This window comes from Martelella limonii (assembly GCF_013344475.1).
Lineage (GTDB): Bacteria > Pseudomonadota > Alphaproteobacteria > Rhizobiales > Rhizobiaceae > Martelella > Martelella limonii.
This window is the reverse complement of the sequence record NZ_JABUOU010000002.1, coordinates 293563-311109: the sequence shown is the minus strand read 5'-3', so window position 1 is coordinate 311109 and position 17547 is coordinate 293563. Positions and strand designations below refer to the sequence as shown.

At 61.5% G+C, this 17547-nt stretch carries 20 protein-coding genes and 1 pseudogene; all 21 read right to left on the bottom strand.

What is annotated here, in order from left to right; genetic code table 11:
• Positions 1 to 86 precede the first annotated feature (86 nt).
• Positions 87 to 542, bottom strand: a complete 456-nt coding sequence (locus HPQ62_RS06675; protein ID WP_174801740.1) for a cytochrome c-type biogenesis protein — start codon at positions 540 to 542, stop codon at positions 87 to 89.
• The gene (locus HPQ62_RS06670; RefSeq protein WP_174801739.1) at positions 542 to 2539 is read right to left on the bottom strand and encodes a heme lyase CcmF/NrfE family subunit; all 1998 of its coding nucleotides are present in this window, start codon (positions 2537 to 2539) and stop codon (positions 542 to 544) included. The genes HPQ62_RS06675 and HPQ62_RS06670 overlap by 1 nt, the downstream gene beginning before the upstream one ends.
• Entirely contained in the window at positions 2536 to 2985 is a 450-nt protein-coding gene (gene ccmE, locus HPQ62_RS06665; protein WP_174801738.1) for a cytochrome c maturation protein CcmE, read from the bottom strand. Before ccmE ends, HPQ62_RS06670 begins: the two co-directional genes overlap by 4 nt.
• Complete coding sequence (ccmI, locus tag HPQ62_RS06660; RefSeq protein ID WP_174801737.1) at positions 2982 to 4112, bottom strand: c-type cytochrome biogenesis protein CcmI; 1131 nt, start codon at positions 4110 to 4112, stop codon at positions 2982 to 2984. Before ccmI ends, ccmE begins: the two co-directional genes overlap by 4 nt.
• Before the next feature lie 98 nt (positions 4113 to 4210).
• Positions 4211 to 4432 carry a hypothetical protein gene (locus tag HPQ62_RS21035; RefSeq protein WP_244629582.1) on the bottom strand — a complete coding sequence of 74 codons (222 nt, stop codon included), beginning with the start codon at positions 4430 to 4432 and terminating at the stop codon, positions 4211 to 4213.
• A gap of 327 nt (positions 4433 to 4759) precedes the next feature.
• A complete protein-coding gene (locus HPQ62_RS06650; RefSeq protein WP_174801735.1) occupies positions 4760 to 6139 on the bottom strand; it encodes a sensor histidine kinase in 1380 nt (459 codons plus the stop codon).
• A complete protein-coding gene (locus HPQ62_RS06645; protein WP_174801734.1) occupies positions 6139 to 6798 on the bottom strand; it encodes a response regulator transcription factor in 660 nt (219 codons plus the stop codon). Before HPQ62_RS06645 ends, HPQ62_RS06650 begins: the two co-directional genes overlap by 1 nt.
• 38 nt (positions 6799 to 6836) lie before the next feature.
• Positions 6837 to 7079 carry a hypothetical protein gene (locus HPQ62_RS06640; protein WP_174801733.1) on the bottom strand — a complete coding sequence of 81 codons (243 nt, stop codon included), beginning with the start codon at positions 7077 to 7079 and terminating at the stop codon, positions 6837 to 6839.
• A gap of 158 nt (positions 7080 to 7237) precedes the next feature.
• Positions 7238 to 7447 carry a hypothetical protein gene (locus tag HPQ62_RS06635; protein ID WP_174801732.1) on the bottom strand — a complete coding sequence of 70 codons (210 nt, stop codon included), beginning with the start codon at positions 7445 to 7447 and terminating at the stop codon, positions 7238 to 7240.
• Between the two features lie 17 nt (positions 7448 to 7464).
• Positions 7465 to 11304 carry a baseplate multidomain protein megatron gene (locus HPQ62_RS06630; protein WP_174801731.1) on the bottom strand — a complete coding sequence of 1280 codons (3840 nt, stop codon included), beginning with the start codon at positions 11302 to 11304 and terminating at the stop codon, positions 7465 to 7467.
• 9 nt (positions 11305 to 11313) lie between these two features.
• Positions 11314 to 11751 carry an NlpC/P60 family protein gene (locus HPQ62_RS06625; protein ID WP_174801730.1) on the bottom strand — a complete coding sequence of 146 codons (438 nt, stop codon included), beginning with the start codon at positions 11749 to 11751 and terminating at the stop codon, positions 11314 to 11316.
• Positions 11748 to 12638 (bottom strand): baseplate hub domain-containing protein, encoded by an 891-nt coding sequence (locus HPQ62_RS06620; protein ID WP_174801729.1) that lies wholly within the window; start codon positions 12636 to 12638, stop codon positions 11748 to 11750. The genes HPQ62_RS06625 and HPQ62_RS06620 overlap by 4 nt, the downstream gene beginning before the upstream one ends.
• A complete protein-coding gene (locus tag HPQ62_RS06615; RefSeq protein WP_174801728.1) occupies positions 12635 to 13264 on the bottom strand; it encodes a DUF2460 domain-containing protein in 630 nt (209 codons plus the stop codon). The genes HPQ62_RS06620 and HPQ62_RS06615 overlap by 4 nt, the downstream gene beginning before the upstream one ends.
• A 10-nt stretch (positions 13265 to 13274) precedes the next feature.
• Positions 13275 to 13856, bottom strand: coding sequence for a phage tail tape measure protein (locus tag HPQ62_RS06610; protein ID WP_174801727.1), 582 nt, complete (start codon positions 13854 to 13856; stop codon positions 13275 to 13277).
• A gap of 9 nt (positions 13857 to 13865) precedes the next feature.
• Positions 13866 to 14033 (bottom strand): annotated as a pseudogene (locus HPQ62_RS06605) (rcc01693 family protein); the annotation flags it as partial.
• Positions 14034 to 14080: 47 nt separating this feature from the next.
• Entirely contained in the window at positions 14081 to 14431 is a 351-nt protein-coding gene (locus tag HPQ62_RS06600; RefSeq protein WP_174801726.1) for a gene transfer agent family protein, read from the bottom strand.
• Entirely contained in the window at positions 14428 to 14838 is a 411-nt protein-coding gene (locus HPQ62_RS06595; RefSeq protein ID WP_174801725.1) for a phage major tail protein, TP901-1 family, read from the bottom strand. Before HPQ62_RS06595 ends, HPQ62_RS06600 begins: the two co-directional genes overlap by 4 nt.
• Before the next feature lie 26 nt (positions 14839 to 14864).
• Positions 14865 to 15272 (bottom strand): DUF3168 domain-containing protein, encoded by a 408-nt coding sequence (locus tag HPQ62_RS06590; protein ID WP_174801724.1) that lies wholly within the window; start codon positions 15270 to 15272, stop codon positions 14865 to 14867.
• Entirely contained in the window at positions 15269 to 15598 is a 330-nt protein-coding gene (locus HPQ62_RS06585) for a phage head closure protein (RefSeq protein WP_174801723.1), read from the bottom strand. Before HPQ62_RS06585 ends, HPQ62_RS06590 begins: the two co-directional genes overlap by 4 nt.
• A complete protein-coding gene (locus tag HPQ62_RS06580; RefSeq protein WP_174801722.1) occupies positions 15598 to 16164 on the bottom strand; it encodes a head-tail connector protein in 567 nt (188 codons plus the stop codon). Before HPQ62_RS06580 ends, HPQ62_RS06585 begins: the two co-directional genes overlap by 1 nt.
• 139 nt (positions 16165 to 16303) lie before the next feature.
• Positions 16304 to 17527 carry a phage major capsid protein gene (locus HPQ62_RS06575; protein WP_174801949.1) on the bottom strand — a complete coding sequence of 408 codons (1224 nt, stop codon included), beginning with the start codon at positions 17525 to 17527 and terminating at the stop codon, positions 16304 to 16306.
• Positions 17528 to 17547 lie beyond the last annotated feature (20 nt).

Genomic DNA, 17547 nt, shown 5'->3' with positions numbered 1-17547 from the left:
GTCGATGGTTGAGGGTAGTCAAATCGAATAGAGGGGAGCTTAAAAGACCGTACCTTACAGCGCTCTTTCCGCTAAATGACGGATTGTTAATGGTCTTTGCCATCGGAAAGAAGCCGTTCGAGCCGCTCTTCTTCTTCCTGCGTAAGCGGCTTTTCCGTATTTCCGCGCGACCGGGAAAGCACCCAGAGACCGCACACGCCGAGCACGATCAGAAGGATAGGAGCGCCCCAGAGAAGATAGGTCCGCATCGAAAGACGCGGTCTCAGCAGGACGAACTCGCCATATCTGGAAACGACATAGTCGATCACTTCCGCATTGCTATCACCCGCAGACAGCCGGTTGCGCACGAGAAGGCGCAGATCGCGGGCAAGATCGGCGTTCGAATCGTCTATCGACTGGTTCTGGCAAACCATGCAGCGCAACTCGCTGGAAATTTCGCGCGCGCGCGCCTCCAGCGAAGGATCGGCAAGCATCTCGTCCGGTTCCACCGCAGCGGCAGCGAACGGCAACAGCAGAACCAGAAGCGAAAGCACGGCGCGCATCACTCCGCTGCCTCCACGCGGGGTGCCGAAGGCATAGGCCTGCGGCTGCGGGTGGGAACGCCAACCCGCAAACGCCGGTCGGAAAGCGAAAGCGCGCCGCCAGCTGCCATCGACACGCAACCGAGCCAGATGCAAAGGATGAACGGCTTCCACCAAACCCGCACGACCCAGGAGCCATCATCGCGCGGATCGCCAAGCGAAATGTAAAGTTGGCTCAGCCCGAATGTGATGATGCCGGCCTCGGTCGTCGGCATGTTGCTGGAGACGTAAACACGCTTTGCCGACTGCGTTTGCGCAATCCAGTCGCCCTCTCCCCGCTTGATCGAGAACCCGCCCTGATCGTCGATGTAATTCGGACCACGCACCTCTTGGGTTCCGTCGAACCGGACCGTGTAACCGCTGAGCACAACCGTTTCACCCGGTGACATTTCGAGTACGGTTTCGGTTTCGTAGAGCGACACGGCCATGATGCCAAGTACGCTCACGCCCAGCCCGAGATGTGCAAGCGCTGCGCCAAAAGCCGAGCGCGGCAGGCCGGTGAAACGCGGCCATGCTCTGGCAAACGGCATGCGCAGAAAACCGGCGCGCGCCCAGATATCCGCTATGGCGCCAAATATCAGCCAGAAGGCGATCGCAATGCCCGCAATCGCCAGAACCGGACCCCCGCTATGGAAATAGAAGAAGGCAGCGGCAAAGATCAGCGCCAGAACGGCAGCGACAAACAGGCGCTCCGATGCAGCCTTCATATCTCCCCTCTTCCAAGAAAGCATCGGACCAAATGGCACCGCCAGCAACAGCGGTATCATCAAAAGGCCAAAGGTGAGGTTGAAGAAGGGCGGCCCGACCGAAATCTTTTCGCCCGTAAGCGTCTCCAGCAGGAGCGGATAGAGCGTACCGATCAGCACGGTTCCCGTCGCAACCGTCAAGATGAGGTTGTTGAAGACCAGCGCCCCTTCACGCGAGATCGGTGAAAACAGGCCGCCCGCTTTCAGGAGCGGCACGCGCCAGGCGAACAGCACCAGCGCGCCGCCGATGAAAAAGGCAAGGATCGCCAAAATGAAGATCCCGCGGGTCGGATCGGTCGCAAAGGCGTGTACGGAGGTCAAAACGCCCGAGCGGACGAGAAAGGTTCCGAGAAGGGACAGCGAAAAGGTAAGGATCGAAAGAAGGACGGTCCAGATCTTGAGCGCCTCCCGCTTTTCCATGACAAGCGCCGAATGCAGCAACGCCGTCCCTGCTAGCCACGGCATGAAGGATGCGTTTTCAACCGGATCCCAGAACCACCAGCCGCCCCAGCCAAGCTCGTAATAGGCCCAGTAGGAGCCCATCGCTATGCCTGCGGTCAGGAAAACCCAGGCAAGGAGAGCCCAGGGGCGCACCCAGAGAGCCCAGGCCGAGTCGATGCGACCACTCATGAGGGCAGCCACGGCAAAGGAGAAACAAACGGAAAAACCCACATAGCCGAGATAAAGTAGCGGCGGGTGAATGGCGAGACCGATATCCTGAAGGATTGGATTGAGTTCCCGCCCCTCTGCCGGCGCCGGAAAGATCCGGTCGAAAGGGTTCGACGTCAGAAGGATGAAAAGAAGGAACGCGCTGGCGATCAGCGCCTGGACGGAAAGAACATTGGCACGCAGCTGCTCGGGCAGGTTCCGCCCGAATGCCGCCACCAGCGCGCTGAAGAACGATAGGATCAGCAACCATAGCAACATGGAGCCTTCGTGATTGCCCCACGTGCCGGAAAACTTGTAGATCAGCGGCATCAGCGAATGGGAATTCTCCCAGACATTTCGAACCGAAAAGTCGGACAGAAGATAGCTTCTGATCAGAATGGCAAAGGCGAACGCCACAAGCGCGAAGAGAGCCAATGTCCCGCTGCGGGCAATACCCATGAGCGCAAGATCGTTGCGCCTTGCGCCGAGCAACGGCAGCGTCGCCGTCAGCAGTGAGACGGCGAGTGCGAGGATCAGCGCATAGAGTCCAAGTTCGACAGTCATGGCTTGCCTCCGTCCTCCCCTTCCCAGACCCCTTCTGCTTTCAGACGATCAGCCACTTCCTTGGGCATGTAATTTTCATCATGCTTGGCGAGCACCGTTTCGGCGACAAAAACCCCGTCCGCGCCCATCCTGCCTTCTGTGACAACACCCTGGCCTTCACGAAACAGGTCTGGAAGAATGCCGCTGTAGACCACCGTCACCGAGGCACTTCCGTCGGTGACGGCAAACTTGACATCAGTCCCCTTGTTCCGCTCGACCGACCCTTCCTCGACGAGACCGCCCAGTCTGATACGGGTATCAGGCCCGATAGTGGCCGTATTGAAATCAGAAGGCATGAAGAAATAGGAGACGCTCCTGCTCAATGCAAAGAGCACGAGAATGACCGCAAGCGCGATGACCGCCACGCCGCCGCCGATGACGGCCAGCCTTTTTTGCTTCCGCGTCATGATCGGCTTCCAGAAAGAGAAAGTTCGGCGGCCAGAGCTTCGATTTGCCCCGCTTTCGCGGTGCCCTTGCCGAAGAAGGCCAAGGCTTCATCGACCGCAGCCTTCGCCGCGTCAGTGTCGCCCAGCACGGCATATGACCGGATCAGGCGCATCCACCCATCAACGTCATCCGGCTCATCGTTCAGACGCATCGCAAGCCCTTGCACCATGCCCTCGATCATCTCCGCACGCTGTTCCCTTGATAGCGATGCGGCGGCTTCGATATCCTGCTCGCTCGGGCCGATACCCTGCGCTTCGTCAAGCCGGCTTCGGTTGAAGGTGATGTGCTTCATGACGACCTCGCGCCCTCCCGCATTTTCCGGCAACGCCTCCTGAAGGGCGACGAACCGATCGAGCGCAACCCGATGGTCGCCCGCCTGTTCATCGGCGAGGGCAAGATAGAAGCGGGCATCGAGATTGCCTGGCGAAAGCGCCTCTAGCTGCCGGAATACCGCCGAGGCTTGCCCATCCACGACACCTGCATTCAAGGCAACGAGTGTCTGGCCAAGCCCCATCAACCGCTCCACGCTGGGACCGCCGGTTCTGATCGCGTTCTCGTAGGCGTCACGCGCCGGCTGCAGCCTGTTGTCGCGGAGATAGACAGGCGCGATTACATCCCACCCATCAACGTCGTCGGGATTTTGCGCAAGATGGCGCTCCACCTGCGCAATCAGCACGGCAAGCTCCGGTTCAGGGGCATTCAGTCGGGCAGACAACGGAAGATCTGTCGCGCCGGGCGTACCAATAAGCATGTACAGCGATCCGGCAGCAGCAAGAACGGCCAAAACGCCAACCGCTAAAGCCCATGGATGGCGCGACAGGCCGTCCGCATGACGTTCTCCCGCCGTCTTGCGCAGCGCCTCCGCGGCGATCAGGCGCCGCCCGATCTCAGCGCGCGCTGCGCCGTAGGCCACATCGTCCAGTGTGCCGAGTTCATGCTCGTGCTCGATCTCGCGAAGCTGGGCGCGGTAGACCGGATCTACCCCCTGCCCACCCGCGTCTGCACGTTGTCTGCGCCGCAAGAGCGGCAATGACACCGCGAAGGCGACAAGAACAGTCAATAAAATGGCGGCGGTCACAAACATCATGCGCTCTTCGTACGTTACCGCTGGAGAAATTCCAACACTTCAGAGCACCATGCCATTCGCCTGCCACAAAACGCCGCATGAAAGCCGGATCCGGCAGTTCAGTTGAGAAGGCTCCAGGAGCCGCCGGCATCCCGACAGGCCGCGCCGCGTCCGACATACTCCGATCCGCCAGCAAGGATGCGCTGCGTATACTGACGACAGTTCTGATCACCGACCTGATAGGGGCTCGCTGCGGTCACGCTGCCACGGGCATTCTTGCCCTGCCAGTCTACGGCTTCTCCCGCCGGAGCTGCCGCAAGTGCATACTGCTCGGCCTGCAAGGCGTTCGCCTGATCAAAGGCCGACAAAGAGGCGCCGCTTCTCTGCACCAGACCGCCCCCGAGCGCAGCTGCCTGCGGTGTCGACTGCTGAGCGGGAATTGGGGATGAGAGGGTTGGAACGCCACCGGTCGTGGAGCAGCCCGAGATGATGGAAACAAGAGCAATCACATGCCATTTTCTAATCACGAGATGGTCCGCCGTTATGATTATGGTCAATGAAGAAGAATCAGAATCATGAACATCGAAGCCGCCCTGCGGCGACCTGCGTCCAGCTTGGGCTAAGTACCGATTGTGGCCATAATTCGCTTTATCTACCCTGAAACAAAACTATTTTCTATTCTTGGCAGGCAAAACAACTTTCGCATGCAGACCGGAATGCTCGAGGCCCGTCAGCTCAAAACGCCCACCATAGGCCTGGACGATGTCGTCGACGATTGACAATCCCAAGCCGGAGCCAGCCCCGCTTTCGTCGAGCCTGTGACCACGTTTCATCGCACGCTGGATCTCTTCCGGCGTCAGCCCGGGGCCGTCGTCTTCAACCGTGATCTCTGCCCAGTCTCCTTGGGTCAACGCGTCCGTCAACCGGCGGGCGCTGACCTTGACTTCGTAATCCGCAAAACGGGCAGCATTTTCCAGAAGATTGCCAACGACTTCTTCCAGATCATGTTGCTCCGTCGCAAGAACAAGCCCGTTTTCACACGAGAAATCGAAAGATGTTTCCGGATTAAGTCTGCGCATCACCCGCACCAGCCGCTCCAGCACAGGCTCGGCTTCACAACGGGTCAGGACCGATTCGGTCTGGGCCGCGATTCTCGCCCTGTTGAGATAGGCCTGAACCTGAGACTGCATCATCACGACCTGCGATGCGATAAGCTTGCCTTCCTTTTCGCTCATGCCCTGCGCCTCGTTCAAGAGCACGGCGATTGGCGTCTTAAGGGAATGGGCGAGGTTGCCGACCTGCATGCGAGCGCGTTCGACGATCGCACGGTTGTTGGAAAGAAGTGCGTTGATCTCGTCGGCGAGAGGCTGAATTTCGACAGGAAACTGGCCGCGCATCTCACCATCACCCTTGTCGGAAATCTGGCTGAGGGCGACCCTTGCACGGTCAAGCGGGCGTAGCGCCCAGAGAATGATCAGTCCATTCAGCAGGATGCTCGCGATGCCGAACAGCGCGAGCGCAAGATATAGCCTGCGGGAAAACCAGCGCACATCACTGTCCACCGCATCGCGGTTGCCTGAAACCCTGATCCGCGTTGCACGATCATTCTCGTCCATCACGACCACGGTTTCGATGACGGAAACATCATTGTCGTGATCGTCGCGAACGATATAGGTTCGGCGATAGTCGCCGCCATAAGGCACTTCGCTTTCAGGCGTCACAGGCAGATCGAGTGCTCCGAGCGACGGCGATTTCAGAGGCGACTTCGACTTGTCGTAGAGTGGATCGACGATCCAGTACCAGCCGGTCTGGGGCTGCTGGTAGTTGAGGTTTCCAAGCTGTGGCGCGCCCTTGAGCTCACCCTTGTCGTCGATCGAAACCGAGTTGATGACATTGAACATTTCGGCCTGAAGCAGCTGCCTGAAGCCACGTTCAGCCGCATTGCGATAAAGCGCCGAAATCACCACCGCAATCACCAGCAAGGCGATGACGAACCAAAGGGTCGTCACCGCCAGCGAACGCAGCGTGAGGGACTTCCAGAGCCGCATCAAGGCGCCTGCATACGGTAGCCGAGGCCGCGAATCGTCTCGATCCAGTCAGCCCCGATCTTCTTGCGCAACCGGCCTACAAAAACCTCGATCGTGTTCGAGTCGCGATCGAAATCCTGATCATAGAGATGCTCGGTAAGCTCGGTCCTTGAAACGACCTCGCCCTGATGATGCATCAGATAGGACAGAAGGCGGTACTCGTGCGAGGTCAGGCGCAGAAGTTCACCGTTGACTGTGGCTTTCGACCCCTTCACGTCGAGTTCGATCGGTCCGCAACTGATCGTCGCTGTCGCATGGCCTGCTGCACGGCGGATCAGCGCCCTGATGCGCGCCATGACTTCTTCGATATGGAAGGGTTTGGTCACATAGTCATCAGCGCCGGCGTCGATGCCAGCCACCTTGTCGCTCCAACGGTCGCGCGCTGTCAGGATGAGAACGGGCATATTGCGTCCGGCCTGGCGCCACTTGTCGAGAACGGTCACGCCATCCATTTGCGGGAGGCCAATATCGAGAATGACCGCGTCATATGGCTCGGTCTCGCCCAGGAAATGGCCCTCCTCGCCATCATGGGCGCAGTCGACCACATAGTCCGCATCCCGCAACATCTGGGCAAGCTGACGGTTCAGGTTTTCATCATCTTCGATCAGGAGAATTCGCATTGCAGTCGTCCGCTCTGTGAGCCACCGGCCCGATTCTGTCAGCTTGCCGGCACGCGGCGGGTAATCTTGCGAGGCGGCTGCCCGTCATTTGCAGGCACGATTACCGTCACCATGCATGAATTCGAACCGTCCGGCGCGGGAACGGCCGAAAGCAAGTCGCCGCCAGTGCTTGCGGCGACCTGCCTTGCAGCGGCAGCACAGTCGGCGGCCATCGCAGGCACGCCGTGGGCGCCGAGCATCAGCCCAGCCAACGCCAGAATGTATATACGGTTCAAAGACATCAAACCTTCTTCTTCGCCCTTACTGTTTCCATCCATCAATCCTCATAAGGATATGCGGCTGAACTGCAAATGAATAGCCCCACAGAATTGCGTCTCATCAGGTTTTCGTCTGCTTTCGTATGGCCGCCCAAAGACAGAACTTCGGACGGTCATATATCTCAGCGCGTCAGCGCCGACCTTGCCGAAATTCGTCCAATCAGCGCCAGAACCCCGCCCGCAGCGCCGGCGATGGTTGTGATCGAGGCGGCCAGTTCGGTCTGCATACCTTCATCGAGATAGATGCCGGCAAGCTGCAGAAGCGGAGCGGCGACGGCCAGCAACGCGCCCCAGACAGTCTTGGAAAGATACCACTTCTTCGCGTCATCCATAGCGTCATCCTTTCGTTTCAATATGGGAGGAGGAATTCTTTCTGGACCGGAATGCCATGCGGCACCTTGCGGCCCATTTGGCGGAGCCTCACCGTCATCGCGGTTGCAGGGGCTCCGAAGTCACTCACCTGGGAGCTTTCGGGATAGTTCAGATTGGGCTCGGAAACCTCGAAGCTTCGCACCAGCAACGCCCCGTCGAACACTTCCACGAGATAGCGTTCGCTGTCCTCGTCCAGCGGGATCTCAGCGGCCGCCCAGTCGTCCGCGTCAAGCCTGGAGCGGCGTACCCAGTCAAAGCGCACATCGCCTGAGCCAAGCCTTCGTGCACGAAGATGAACGGGAGAAAGCGGGGTTTGCGCCCTCAACCCACCCGCGAAGGCGTAAGGCGCATGCGGGTCTTTCTGGCCGTAGGCCTGCTCCACCATGTAGTTGCGGGAAAGTCCGACATGCCGCGCGTCGAGCCCGAGAGGTATTACGGCATCGCCGAGGACGACCGCATCGGCGCCGGTTTCACTTCCCGCCCACATCGCATCCTCCGTGCCATGAAGCCCTCGCAGCAGCCCGCTCAGCCGCCAGCGACCTGGCGCAGTCTCGCTTGCGTTCAAGAAGCCGATGATTTCGAAGACGCCGTTCTGCGCGCGCAAGCAGATCCGGTTTGCCCCGCTGAGCACCGCCTCCCTCGAGGCCGAGGAAAGCCCGCCGAAATCGAGATCGATGACCAGATCTGCGCCAAAATCAAAGCGCCCGCTCACTCCGGATGAGAGCGCTTCTGCCAGACGCGCCGTCCCCGCAGGGCGTTCCACGATCACATTGGCCGTATACCCTTCCGCCGTCGCCGACGAGGAAACGAACACGCGGCGCCATGGCCGTGCGAACACCGCGACGCGCGCAAACCGCTCCGCGTCTGCGTTCCCGTCGCGAGGAAGATCGAGTAGCAAGACCCGAGGCGCAAAACCGTCTGTCCCGCCCGTGTTCGCGCGCGCAGCGGCCGCAAGCGGCAAGGAAGCGCCCACCATCGGTGCAAACGAACGCGCCTCCACCGTGAGGGCCTCCCCAAGCTCGACGCGTGAAATGATGAAGCGTCCTGCCGGGCCGCCATCGACGGTGAAGACGTCCCCGATTTCGAGCGCCCTCGTCTGCGGTGAGAGATCGATCGACACCGTGCGCTGCCCAACCCGGTTCTCGCGCAGCATTTGTCCCGCCAGCGAAAGCGCCGTCGTTTCGCCCACCACGGTCGGCAAGCCGTATCGCAGAACACGATTGTTTGCGGCGACGATTCGGCTCGATCGCACGCTCGCCTGCTCATAATCGATCGCCGGGTCAAAATAGGAAACCACCGCCTCTCCCGCGAGATCGCTCTCATGGCTGCGCAGCTCCCGGAAGGCGCCTGCATCCTCTCGCTCCGCCGTCACGTCGATCAGAGTCGGCGGCAGGCTTGCCTGCAGGCGCGAACGGAAATGAAGCTCTCCCTCGCGTTCGATGACATCGGCTGAATAAAGAGAAAGAAGCGGCTCCAGCAGGTTTCGCGCGCTGTCGATGTCAGCCTGCTGATAGCCCGTCAGGTCACCATTAAGCATGCGCACATCGCACGCGTCGAAGCCGTGATCCAGCAAAAGCGCACGCACCGTGTCGGCAAGGGTCGATGCCCCCAACCGGCCATTCAACCAATGGCCCGTATGCCAGTTCGCACCGTCGCTCCAGAGTGCGGTGTTCCGAGGGAAGGCCGGATAAGGCCTTGCATCCCAGCACCACAGGAACACGTGACCGGGGTCGACCGGCGTTTCGGCCGTTTCCGACCGGGCGAGCTGGGCCTCCAGAAACCGGCGCTGCTCGCTATCCGACCTTTCTCCCGACGAAAAATAGGGATAGGCCGATTCTGCAGACTTCGGATCCGCAAACACATTGGGCTGCCCTGCCCCCTTGTCGACAGCGCCGCAGCCGAGTTCGGAAAACCACACCGGCTTGGACATCGGTGACCAGGGCGACGGCGTTGCCGATTCGATGCCGCCGACCCGGTTGTAGTGAGGGTTGCGCCACCAGTTCTCGATATCCTTGTAGCGATAGATCCATGGCTTTCCGGCAAGTCCGTCGGTGATCGGGGTGCGCACGCGCGCCGACCGATCGGCAGCATTTGCATAGTACCAGTCAAACCCTTCGCCGGATGTGATCTGGCCCATAAGCGCGGCAGGATCGTTTGCGACCTTGAAACCATCCGGGTTTTCCGTACCAAGGTCACTGTCGCGCCAGTCCGAAATCGGCATGTAATTGTCGATACTGACGGCCGCGATATTGTGATGCGCCCAGAGCGGATCGAGATTGAAATAAACGTCCCCGCTGCCATCATCCGGATGATATCCGAAATATTCGCTCCAATCGGCGGCGTAGGTCACATGTGCGCGCACGCCTAATATGGCGCGCACATCAGTCGCAAGCGCAATCAGCCCCTCCACGAATGGAAAGTCATCATTTTCGTCGCGAATGGACGTCATGCCCTTCATTTCGGAACCGATGATGAAGCCGTCGACGCCACCAGCGGCATCCGCCACATGGGCACAGTGCAGGATGAAACGGCGATAGCCGGTATCGTCGCCGGCAAAATTCACCCGGCCGCCAACTCTCGTGAACTGCGCGGAAACGGCATCGCCGAGGAAAGCATCAACCTGGCTGCGGGCAGAAGCGCTGCGATCAGTGGTTCCCGGCTGGCCTGCGGCCGGATGGCAGGTGATCCGCCCGCGCCACGGATAGCGCGCCTGCTCGGCGCCGCCATGCGGATCCGGCAGACCGTTGCCAGCCGGCACATCCATCATCAGGAACGGATAGATATAGACGGCGAGACCGCGCGCCTTCAAATCGCGGATCGCTGCAATCAGTCCGGCATCATTCGGCGTTCCACCATAGGCCGGGCCGCCGTCATGCGATGAAACGATATGAGCATACCCCCGGTCGAAGCCAGAGACCCGCCACGGCGTGCTTTCCTCTTTTCGGAAGGGCGTTTCCACACCGGGGACGATCCGGCAGTGGCCCGCCCGCAAATCCGTGCCGAACCAAGCCACGACCAGGGCGACCCGTTCCAGATTGGGGCAAAGCGCCATCAGTTCGTCGATAGAGGCCTCCCAGTCCGTCGCCCGCGTCAGGGTATTCCGGTTGATGATGCGCTGCTGCCCGCTGCCGAGAGCCTCTGTCACGGGAAACGGGCACAGTCCGTGCTCGGTTGCGCCGGGAATGATCGCCATCGCCCGTATCTGGCTTTCGAGCGCGCCGGTCGGTTTCAGCACTTCGAATTGAAAGAGCGGAATCCTGTTGCCGAAGCCGTCCAGTGGCAAGCGCTCGAAGACGACATAGCACAGGCCTCGATAGGCCGGTGCACGGCCAACGCCCTGCTTGGCCTCGATCAGCGGATCCGGCAGTTGATTGTCGGAGCCTTGATAAAACCGCATCCCGATGTTTTCGAGATCGAGTTCGCGGCCGTCGGCCCACACGCGGCGGATCGCGGCAACGGGGCCCTCGCAGATGCCAAAGGCGAAATTGCCGAAATAGGCGAAGCTCTCCACCGAAGAACCCGATGCCTTGCCGCCGGCGCGCTCCTCCGTCACTTCCTCTTCGAAGCGGGTTGCCCAGATCAGCGTGCCGCCGATCCTTGCGGTTCCGTAGACCCGCGGAATGGCGCCCCCCTCTTCGGCCCCGCCGATCCGGGCACTCGAAAGGTGTCCGCCCTTGACCTTCTGCCCGCCTGAAAAGAGCACGCCGTCGAGCGCATTGCCGGCAAGCGCGCCGATCGCTCTGCCGGCAACGGCGCCGAACGGCCCCAAGAGACCGCCGAACACGGCACCGGCAGCCTGAAACACGATAGTCGCCATCGGGAAACCTCAATCTCGGTCAGGAAAACGGAAAACGCCGGCGATCTTGCGCCGCCAGGCCGGTACAAGAGCGGAGCGGATCACCCCTGCCTGCTCGTAAGCGTGAATGAAATGGTCGGCATCGCTCAGTATGCCTGCATGTTTGGCGGCAAACTGCGCGCGCCAGCGAAAGAGAAGAATATCGCCGGGCCGCATCGCACTCGGCTCGATCGCTGGCCCGCAATAGCGAAGCGCCGCCGCCAGAAGGCGCTCCTCGCCGCAACGTTCCGCCCAATCGGCCGCGTAAGGCGAAGGTGCCTCAGGGGCGCTGCCATAAAGCGTCTGCCAGACGCCGCGGATCAGCCCAAGGCAATCGCAGCCGACGCCCATCTCGCTCGCCTGGTGACGATAGGGCGTGCCCAGCCAGCGCTCCGCGGCTGCGACCGCGTCTTCGCCAGGTCCGGTCATTTGTAGATTGCCCGTCCGTCATGCTCGCTTTCGCCGTTCACGTAGGAATACGCAAAGTCGGCGCCCGGCACATGGGGAAAGCCGCGGAAGTTGAGATGATTTCCGAATTTCTCCCGGCAGGCGGAAAAGGACTTGTCGCAGCCTGCCGTCAGCCTGATCGCATCGCCCGGCGCCGGCATGGATTCCAGCGGAAGCCAAAGCTCAATGCTCATCGCCGCAGCGGCCCCGTGATTGTTTTCGATATCCACCCTCAGCCCTGAAAGCGGGCCCGTTTCGAAGGTGAGAACGCCGAAGGTGAAGAAGCCTCTGGCGAATTCCCCGCTCAACGAAACCGTCAACTGGGTGTTACTGCTTACCGCCGCGATCGTCCCGGTGGCGGTGAGCCCGGCGGCGGTCATATCGACGCCACACCGGCGGTCGCCAAGCGCGGCATCGCAGCGCCGCGAAAAGCTGCGTCCCTGCGGTTGGGAGAGACGATGTGAAACGGACCTGAGTTCCGCCGTAAATCCCCCGCCCTCGCGCGTCACTTCACCGATTTCGTGAACATGCATGCGCTGGTGCTGCGAGGGATCACGCCAGTTCACCAGATAGGCCTCGACCCTTGCTCCATCATAGCGCCCCGCAGAAAGTGCTTCCTCCGTGATCGCCCCGCTGGAAAAGCCACCCGCCAACTCGCTCGTGTTCGCAGCAAGCCCTTCCTCCATCTCGACATTGGATGCCGTAAAACCGCTCGCTGCCAGAAATGTCGTCTCGGCGAATGCAAGGTCGTGGTCGTGTTCGGTGAACCCCAAAACCGTCCCATCCTTCAGCACAACCCGCCAGCAGGAACAGACGGTGGTTGCGTCGCCTTCCAGATGCGCCTTCAGCCCCGTTTCTATTTCCCTCACGGCTTCACCTCCACCAGCGGTATCGATGGCACGCTACCGGCGTTGAACGTCTTCATGTTGATGTCGATGCGGTCGATATCAAACCGCACCGGCACGTCGAATTCGTAGCCGGCAAACACCGACGCCCCGCTTGGCGGAGGGCTCGCAAGCGTCACCAGCCCGGTCGTGCGGTCGACCGAGAAGCCGCTCACCTCGTTCCCGTTCACGGAAACCTTCACGCTTTCGGCAACCGGCTTGGTGATCGCGCGGGCGAGAGATGCTGCGCTGTCGCCGTAGGTCTTGATCAACTGAAATTGGTTCGCCGCACCGTCGCCGGTTCCGATCCACTGGTCGCCGGCGTCGGGCTGCGAAAGCGGACCGCAGGACTTGAAATCGACGGGATCTCGAAACCGGAAACCGTAGAGCTGCCCGCCGCGCGCCTCGAAGAAGCCCATCAACTCGTAAAGATCGGAGACCGATCTCAGCGCCGACCCCGCGTCATAGGACCGGCGGGAATCGCGCCAGCGCTGGTTTCTGGCCTCATGACCGTTGGAAAGGTTGACGATGTCGGTGCGCCGGACAGGACCGCCGCTGACGGACAGCGAAAGCCTGAGCGGAAATCGCACCTCATGAAAACTCGCGCTCATCTCCGCCTCCTCAGATATTGCGCTGGCCGGAACGCACCGTCCGCGCCAGCATGGCCGATATCTGCCCCTCGCTCTTGCGGAAGCTCTCCGCGTCGGGGGTGGACACGTTGAAGACGATCCGCGCGCCGCCGCCACCGCCGCCTGCAGCAACGCCAAGCGCGCCATCTGGACCGCGCCTGAGCGGCAGGATCGCCTCGCTTCCCGCTTCGCCCATCAGTCCCAGCCCGCCATTCATGCCGAAATAGGTCGGCGTCGAAACGATCCCGCCCGAGGCGAATGGCGTGACCCGGCCTGGCACACCGCCCTTGGCATGCGCAACGACGCGCACCAGCCCTTCCGTCAAAGAGCCGAGCTGGCTGGAGATCACGCCTTCGAGGGGTTTCAGCGCCGCATTCAGCGCCAGGTCATTCAACCGCCGGCCTAAATCGCCAAGAACGGTCTGCAAGCCCTTTCCGCCGATGGTGGCATCCTTCAACGCACCCGTCAGCGCATGGGAAAACCTGTCGGATTGCGTCTCCAGATCGACCAGCACATCATGCAGGGCGCCCGCGCCTTCACGTGCGCGCTCCAGATTTGTCTCTTCAATGTCCATGAAACCCTCTCAATTGTCGGGAAAACGGATCAAAAGCTCATCGAGCGTTGCCCGGCTCGGATAGGCTTCCGCCGGAGAAAGCGCCCCGGCCATCGCCGCAAACTCCATCGGCGACAGTGCCCAGAAAACCTCGGGTGAAAGCCGCAGCGTGCAGAGACCGGTATGGATCGCCGCCCGCCAGGGGAACGGGTCGGCGACGGGAGGTGCCGGCTCTGCCGCTGCGGCTACGAAGGGTCCGCCTTTCGCGGCGCTTCCCCTCCGGTGAAGGTGACGGTCAGAAGCTCGCCGACGAGGCCGGCATAGGCGGCAATGCCCCCCTCGATCCCCAGCGCTGCAACCTCCTCGTCGTCAATCGCGTTTCCGCCGCCTCTGAGACCCGCTCCGATGATGGCGATCAGATCGCGCGCCCTCAGCCTGCCAGAAGCAAGCCGAGCGCCGAGATCACCGAGGCCATCGGCGGCAAATGCCGTTTCGAGCTCTGCAAGGGCCCCAAGCGTCAGGCAGAGGATCCGGCGCTCGCCATCAAAGACCGCTTCCACCTCTCCGCGATGCCGGTTCGCGCGCGCCCGCATCATGCGATCGCCCCGAAGCTCACCGCGCCGCCGGATTCCAGCGCGATCTCGAACTGGACCTCGCCATTGTGCTGGCCGGAGTACTCGAGTGCGGATATCTGGAACGGACCGGCGATCATACCGAAACCCGGGATCACGATCTGCGCCTGCACCAGCGCTCCCGCAAAGAAGGCCGCCCGCACCGTTTCATCGGACGCCTGGTCCTTGAATATCCCCGAGCCCGACATCGACGCGCGCTGGACACCCGCCCCGGCGAGCAATTCCCGCCACCGGCCGGCGCTTTCGGAATCGGTGATATCCACCGTCTCCGCATTAAAGGCGAGGCGGCGCGCGCGCAGGCCCGCGACAGTCTCGTAGCCGCTGCCATTATGCAGCTTCAAAAGCAGGTCCTTGCCTTTCTGGGCAGTCATGGAACTCTCCGTTTTCAATCAAAAGATCACACCGGTTCGGTGACCGCGCGAAACCGCATTTCGGCGAGGAAATAGCCGGTCCGCGCCACCCTTTTCACTCTGGTCGAGCGATATGCGAGGTTCACCAGAACAGCGCCGTCGAGCGAAGGGGCCGCATCGTCGAGCACCGCCCTCACCCGCGCCTCGATGTCCTGCGCCAGCTTTCGCCCATGCGCCTCCGACCAGATTTCGAGCGTCAGAAAATGCTCGCAAAGCCTTCCGTCCGCCGTGGAGAGATCCACGGTTTCGCAGTCGCCGAAAACGATTGCCGGCAACTGCGGTCGCTGCAGCAGCCGGTCGAAAATCGCGTTCGGGCCGATCAGACCCGTCAGTTCGCCATCCCCGGAAAGCAGAGCGTGGATAGCGGCCAGGAGCGCGTTCTCTTGAGAACTCATGGCGCAACCTCCTCACAACGGCAGACGAGATAGCGTCCGCTCTCGTCGGGGTCGCGCCAGCCCTTGATCGCGAACATCCGCGCACCGCGGCGAAACCGCATGCCGGGCGTTAGATCGTCGCGTTTTCGGATCCAGATTTCATGCGTCAGCCGGAACACCTCGCCATTGGCTTCCTCGTCGAGCGCAATCGAAACCGGCTCGATCCGCGCCCAGAGCGCGTCGCGTGTTGAAAACGTCTCCGTCGCACCGCCCTGCCCGTCCCGCACAATCACCGGCGACAGCAGTTCCAACCGCGCCGAAAAGGCGCCTGGATCGAACGTCCGCATCAGAGCCTCCAGGCCTTGAGCGGCGCAACCAGCCGGTCGTAGCCTTCAGGCGCTCCTGCCGGCTGCTGATCGGGACCAACCGCACCGCGAAACACGAACATGTGGGCCACATGTCTGAGGATCGCCTGTTTCGCCACCTCCGGCACCGCCGCCGCCCCACCGAAACCTGCGATAAAGTCGACCTCGATGCCGTTGGTGCGCGCGCGCCATCCGCCCATGCCCGGCAGGTAAAGCCGCGCCGGACGCGCCCGTCCGTCGAGCCGCGCTGCGTCAAGCGCCACCTCGGTCGCCTCGCCGTCGCCATCATAGGCCGTGACCTTGGTCACAGCCTGCACCGGCCCGTGCGCCAGCGAAATCATCCCGCTCTGGGGCCAGCTGTCGCGATAAAGCCGCCATGTCTGCGTCACCAGCGAGAGCCCGGTGACGCTCTCCAGATATTCGCGGGCAGCAACGATCAGAGCCGTCACGACGTCATCTTCTTCATTGCCATCGAGGCGCATGAACATCTTGGCCTCATCGAGGCTAACCGGCTCTTCGCCCGGCGGCGTTATCAGTGCATAGCTCATCGTCAAATGTCCTTCGGCCACGAAAAAGCCCCGGCGCAACCGCCGGGGCTGTCTTGTCACAGACGTTTCTGCGTTCGGGGCATCCTCGGATCTGACCTCAGGATCGGCCAGAAAACCCGCCCCTCGAAGGCAGCCGCCCTTACGCCTCGCCGAACTTGATCAGCTTGATCGCCTCGAAGTTCTGCACCCCGCCGCCAACGCGCTTGGTGGTGTAGAACAGCACATAAGGCTTGGCAGAATAGGGATCGCGCAGCACCCGCACGCCGGTACGGTCGACCACCAGATAGCCGGCGGCGAAATCGCCGAATGCGATTGACGTTGCATCCACGCCGATATCCGGCATGTCCTCGGCTTCGGTCACCGGAAAACCCATCAGGGAGGCGGACTGACCAAGGCCCGCCGGCGGCTGCCAGAGATAATTGCCGTCATCGTCCTTGAACTTGCGGATCAGTCCTTGCGTCTTGCGGTTCATGACGAAATGCGCATTCTGGCGATGCGCTGCCTTCAGCGAATAGATCGTCTCGATCAGCGTGTCGGAAGGATCGGCAGGCTTGAACGCTCCGTCGACGCCGGTCGCCACATAGCCGATCTTGCCCCATTCCCAGGCATTCTCCGCCACATTGGTGTAGCTCAGAAACCCCTTGGGCATGGTCGCGCTGTTGCCGTTGATGAAGGCGTGGCTTTCCTGCTCGGCAAAGGCGATGTCGATCTCGCTCGCAATCCAGCTCTCCACATCAACCGCAGCATCGTCCAGAAGCGACGCGCTTGCAGCCGGCATTGCGTAGAGTTCCATCGTCGGAAACGACAGCTCGGAAATGTCGGGCGTCGCCGTCTGGTCGCGGTCGGCGATCTCGCCCACCCAGCCGGCGGTGAAGCCCGATGCGATGAACGGCTTCTTCAGCACCGCCCCCGAAACCTGGCGCACTGTCGCAAGCTTGCGGATCGGCGATACCGCCGTCAGCCGGCGGCCGATCTCGGTATCGGTTTCATCCGGCACCAGATAGCCGCCATCGCTTTCCGTGGTCGAGATCGCCTTCGCTTCCAGCGCCCTCAGGCCCTGCTCGTCGCCACGGCGGATATAGTTTTCAAACGCTGCCTTGTGCTCGCTTGCGGCAAGGCTGTTTGCCCGACCGAGCGAGGGACGCGCCTTCTTCAGCTGAATCTCGTCGATCAGCCGCGACTGGGCGTCCATCGCCCGGTTGATGCGCTCGACCTTGTCGCGTGTCACCGCGTCCTCGCCCATCTTGCTCTCGATTTCGCCGAGCCGGCGGTCATTGGCTTCCTTGAAGGCTTCGAAGCTCGACATGAAGTCCTCGAAAGCCTGGTTGATCGTCGCGCTCTTGATCTCGGGCGCGGTCCTCATCAAAATCCTGGTCACGGTCG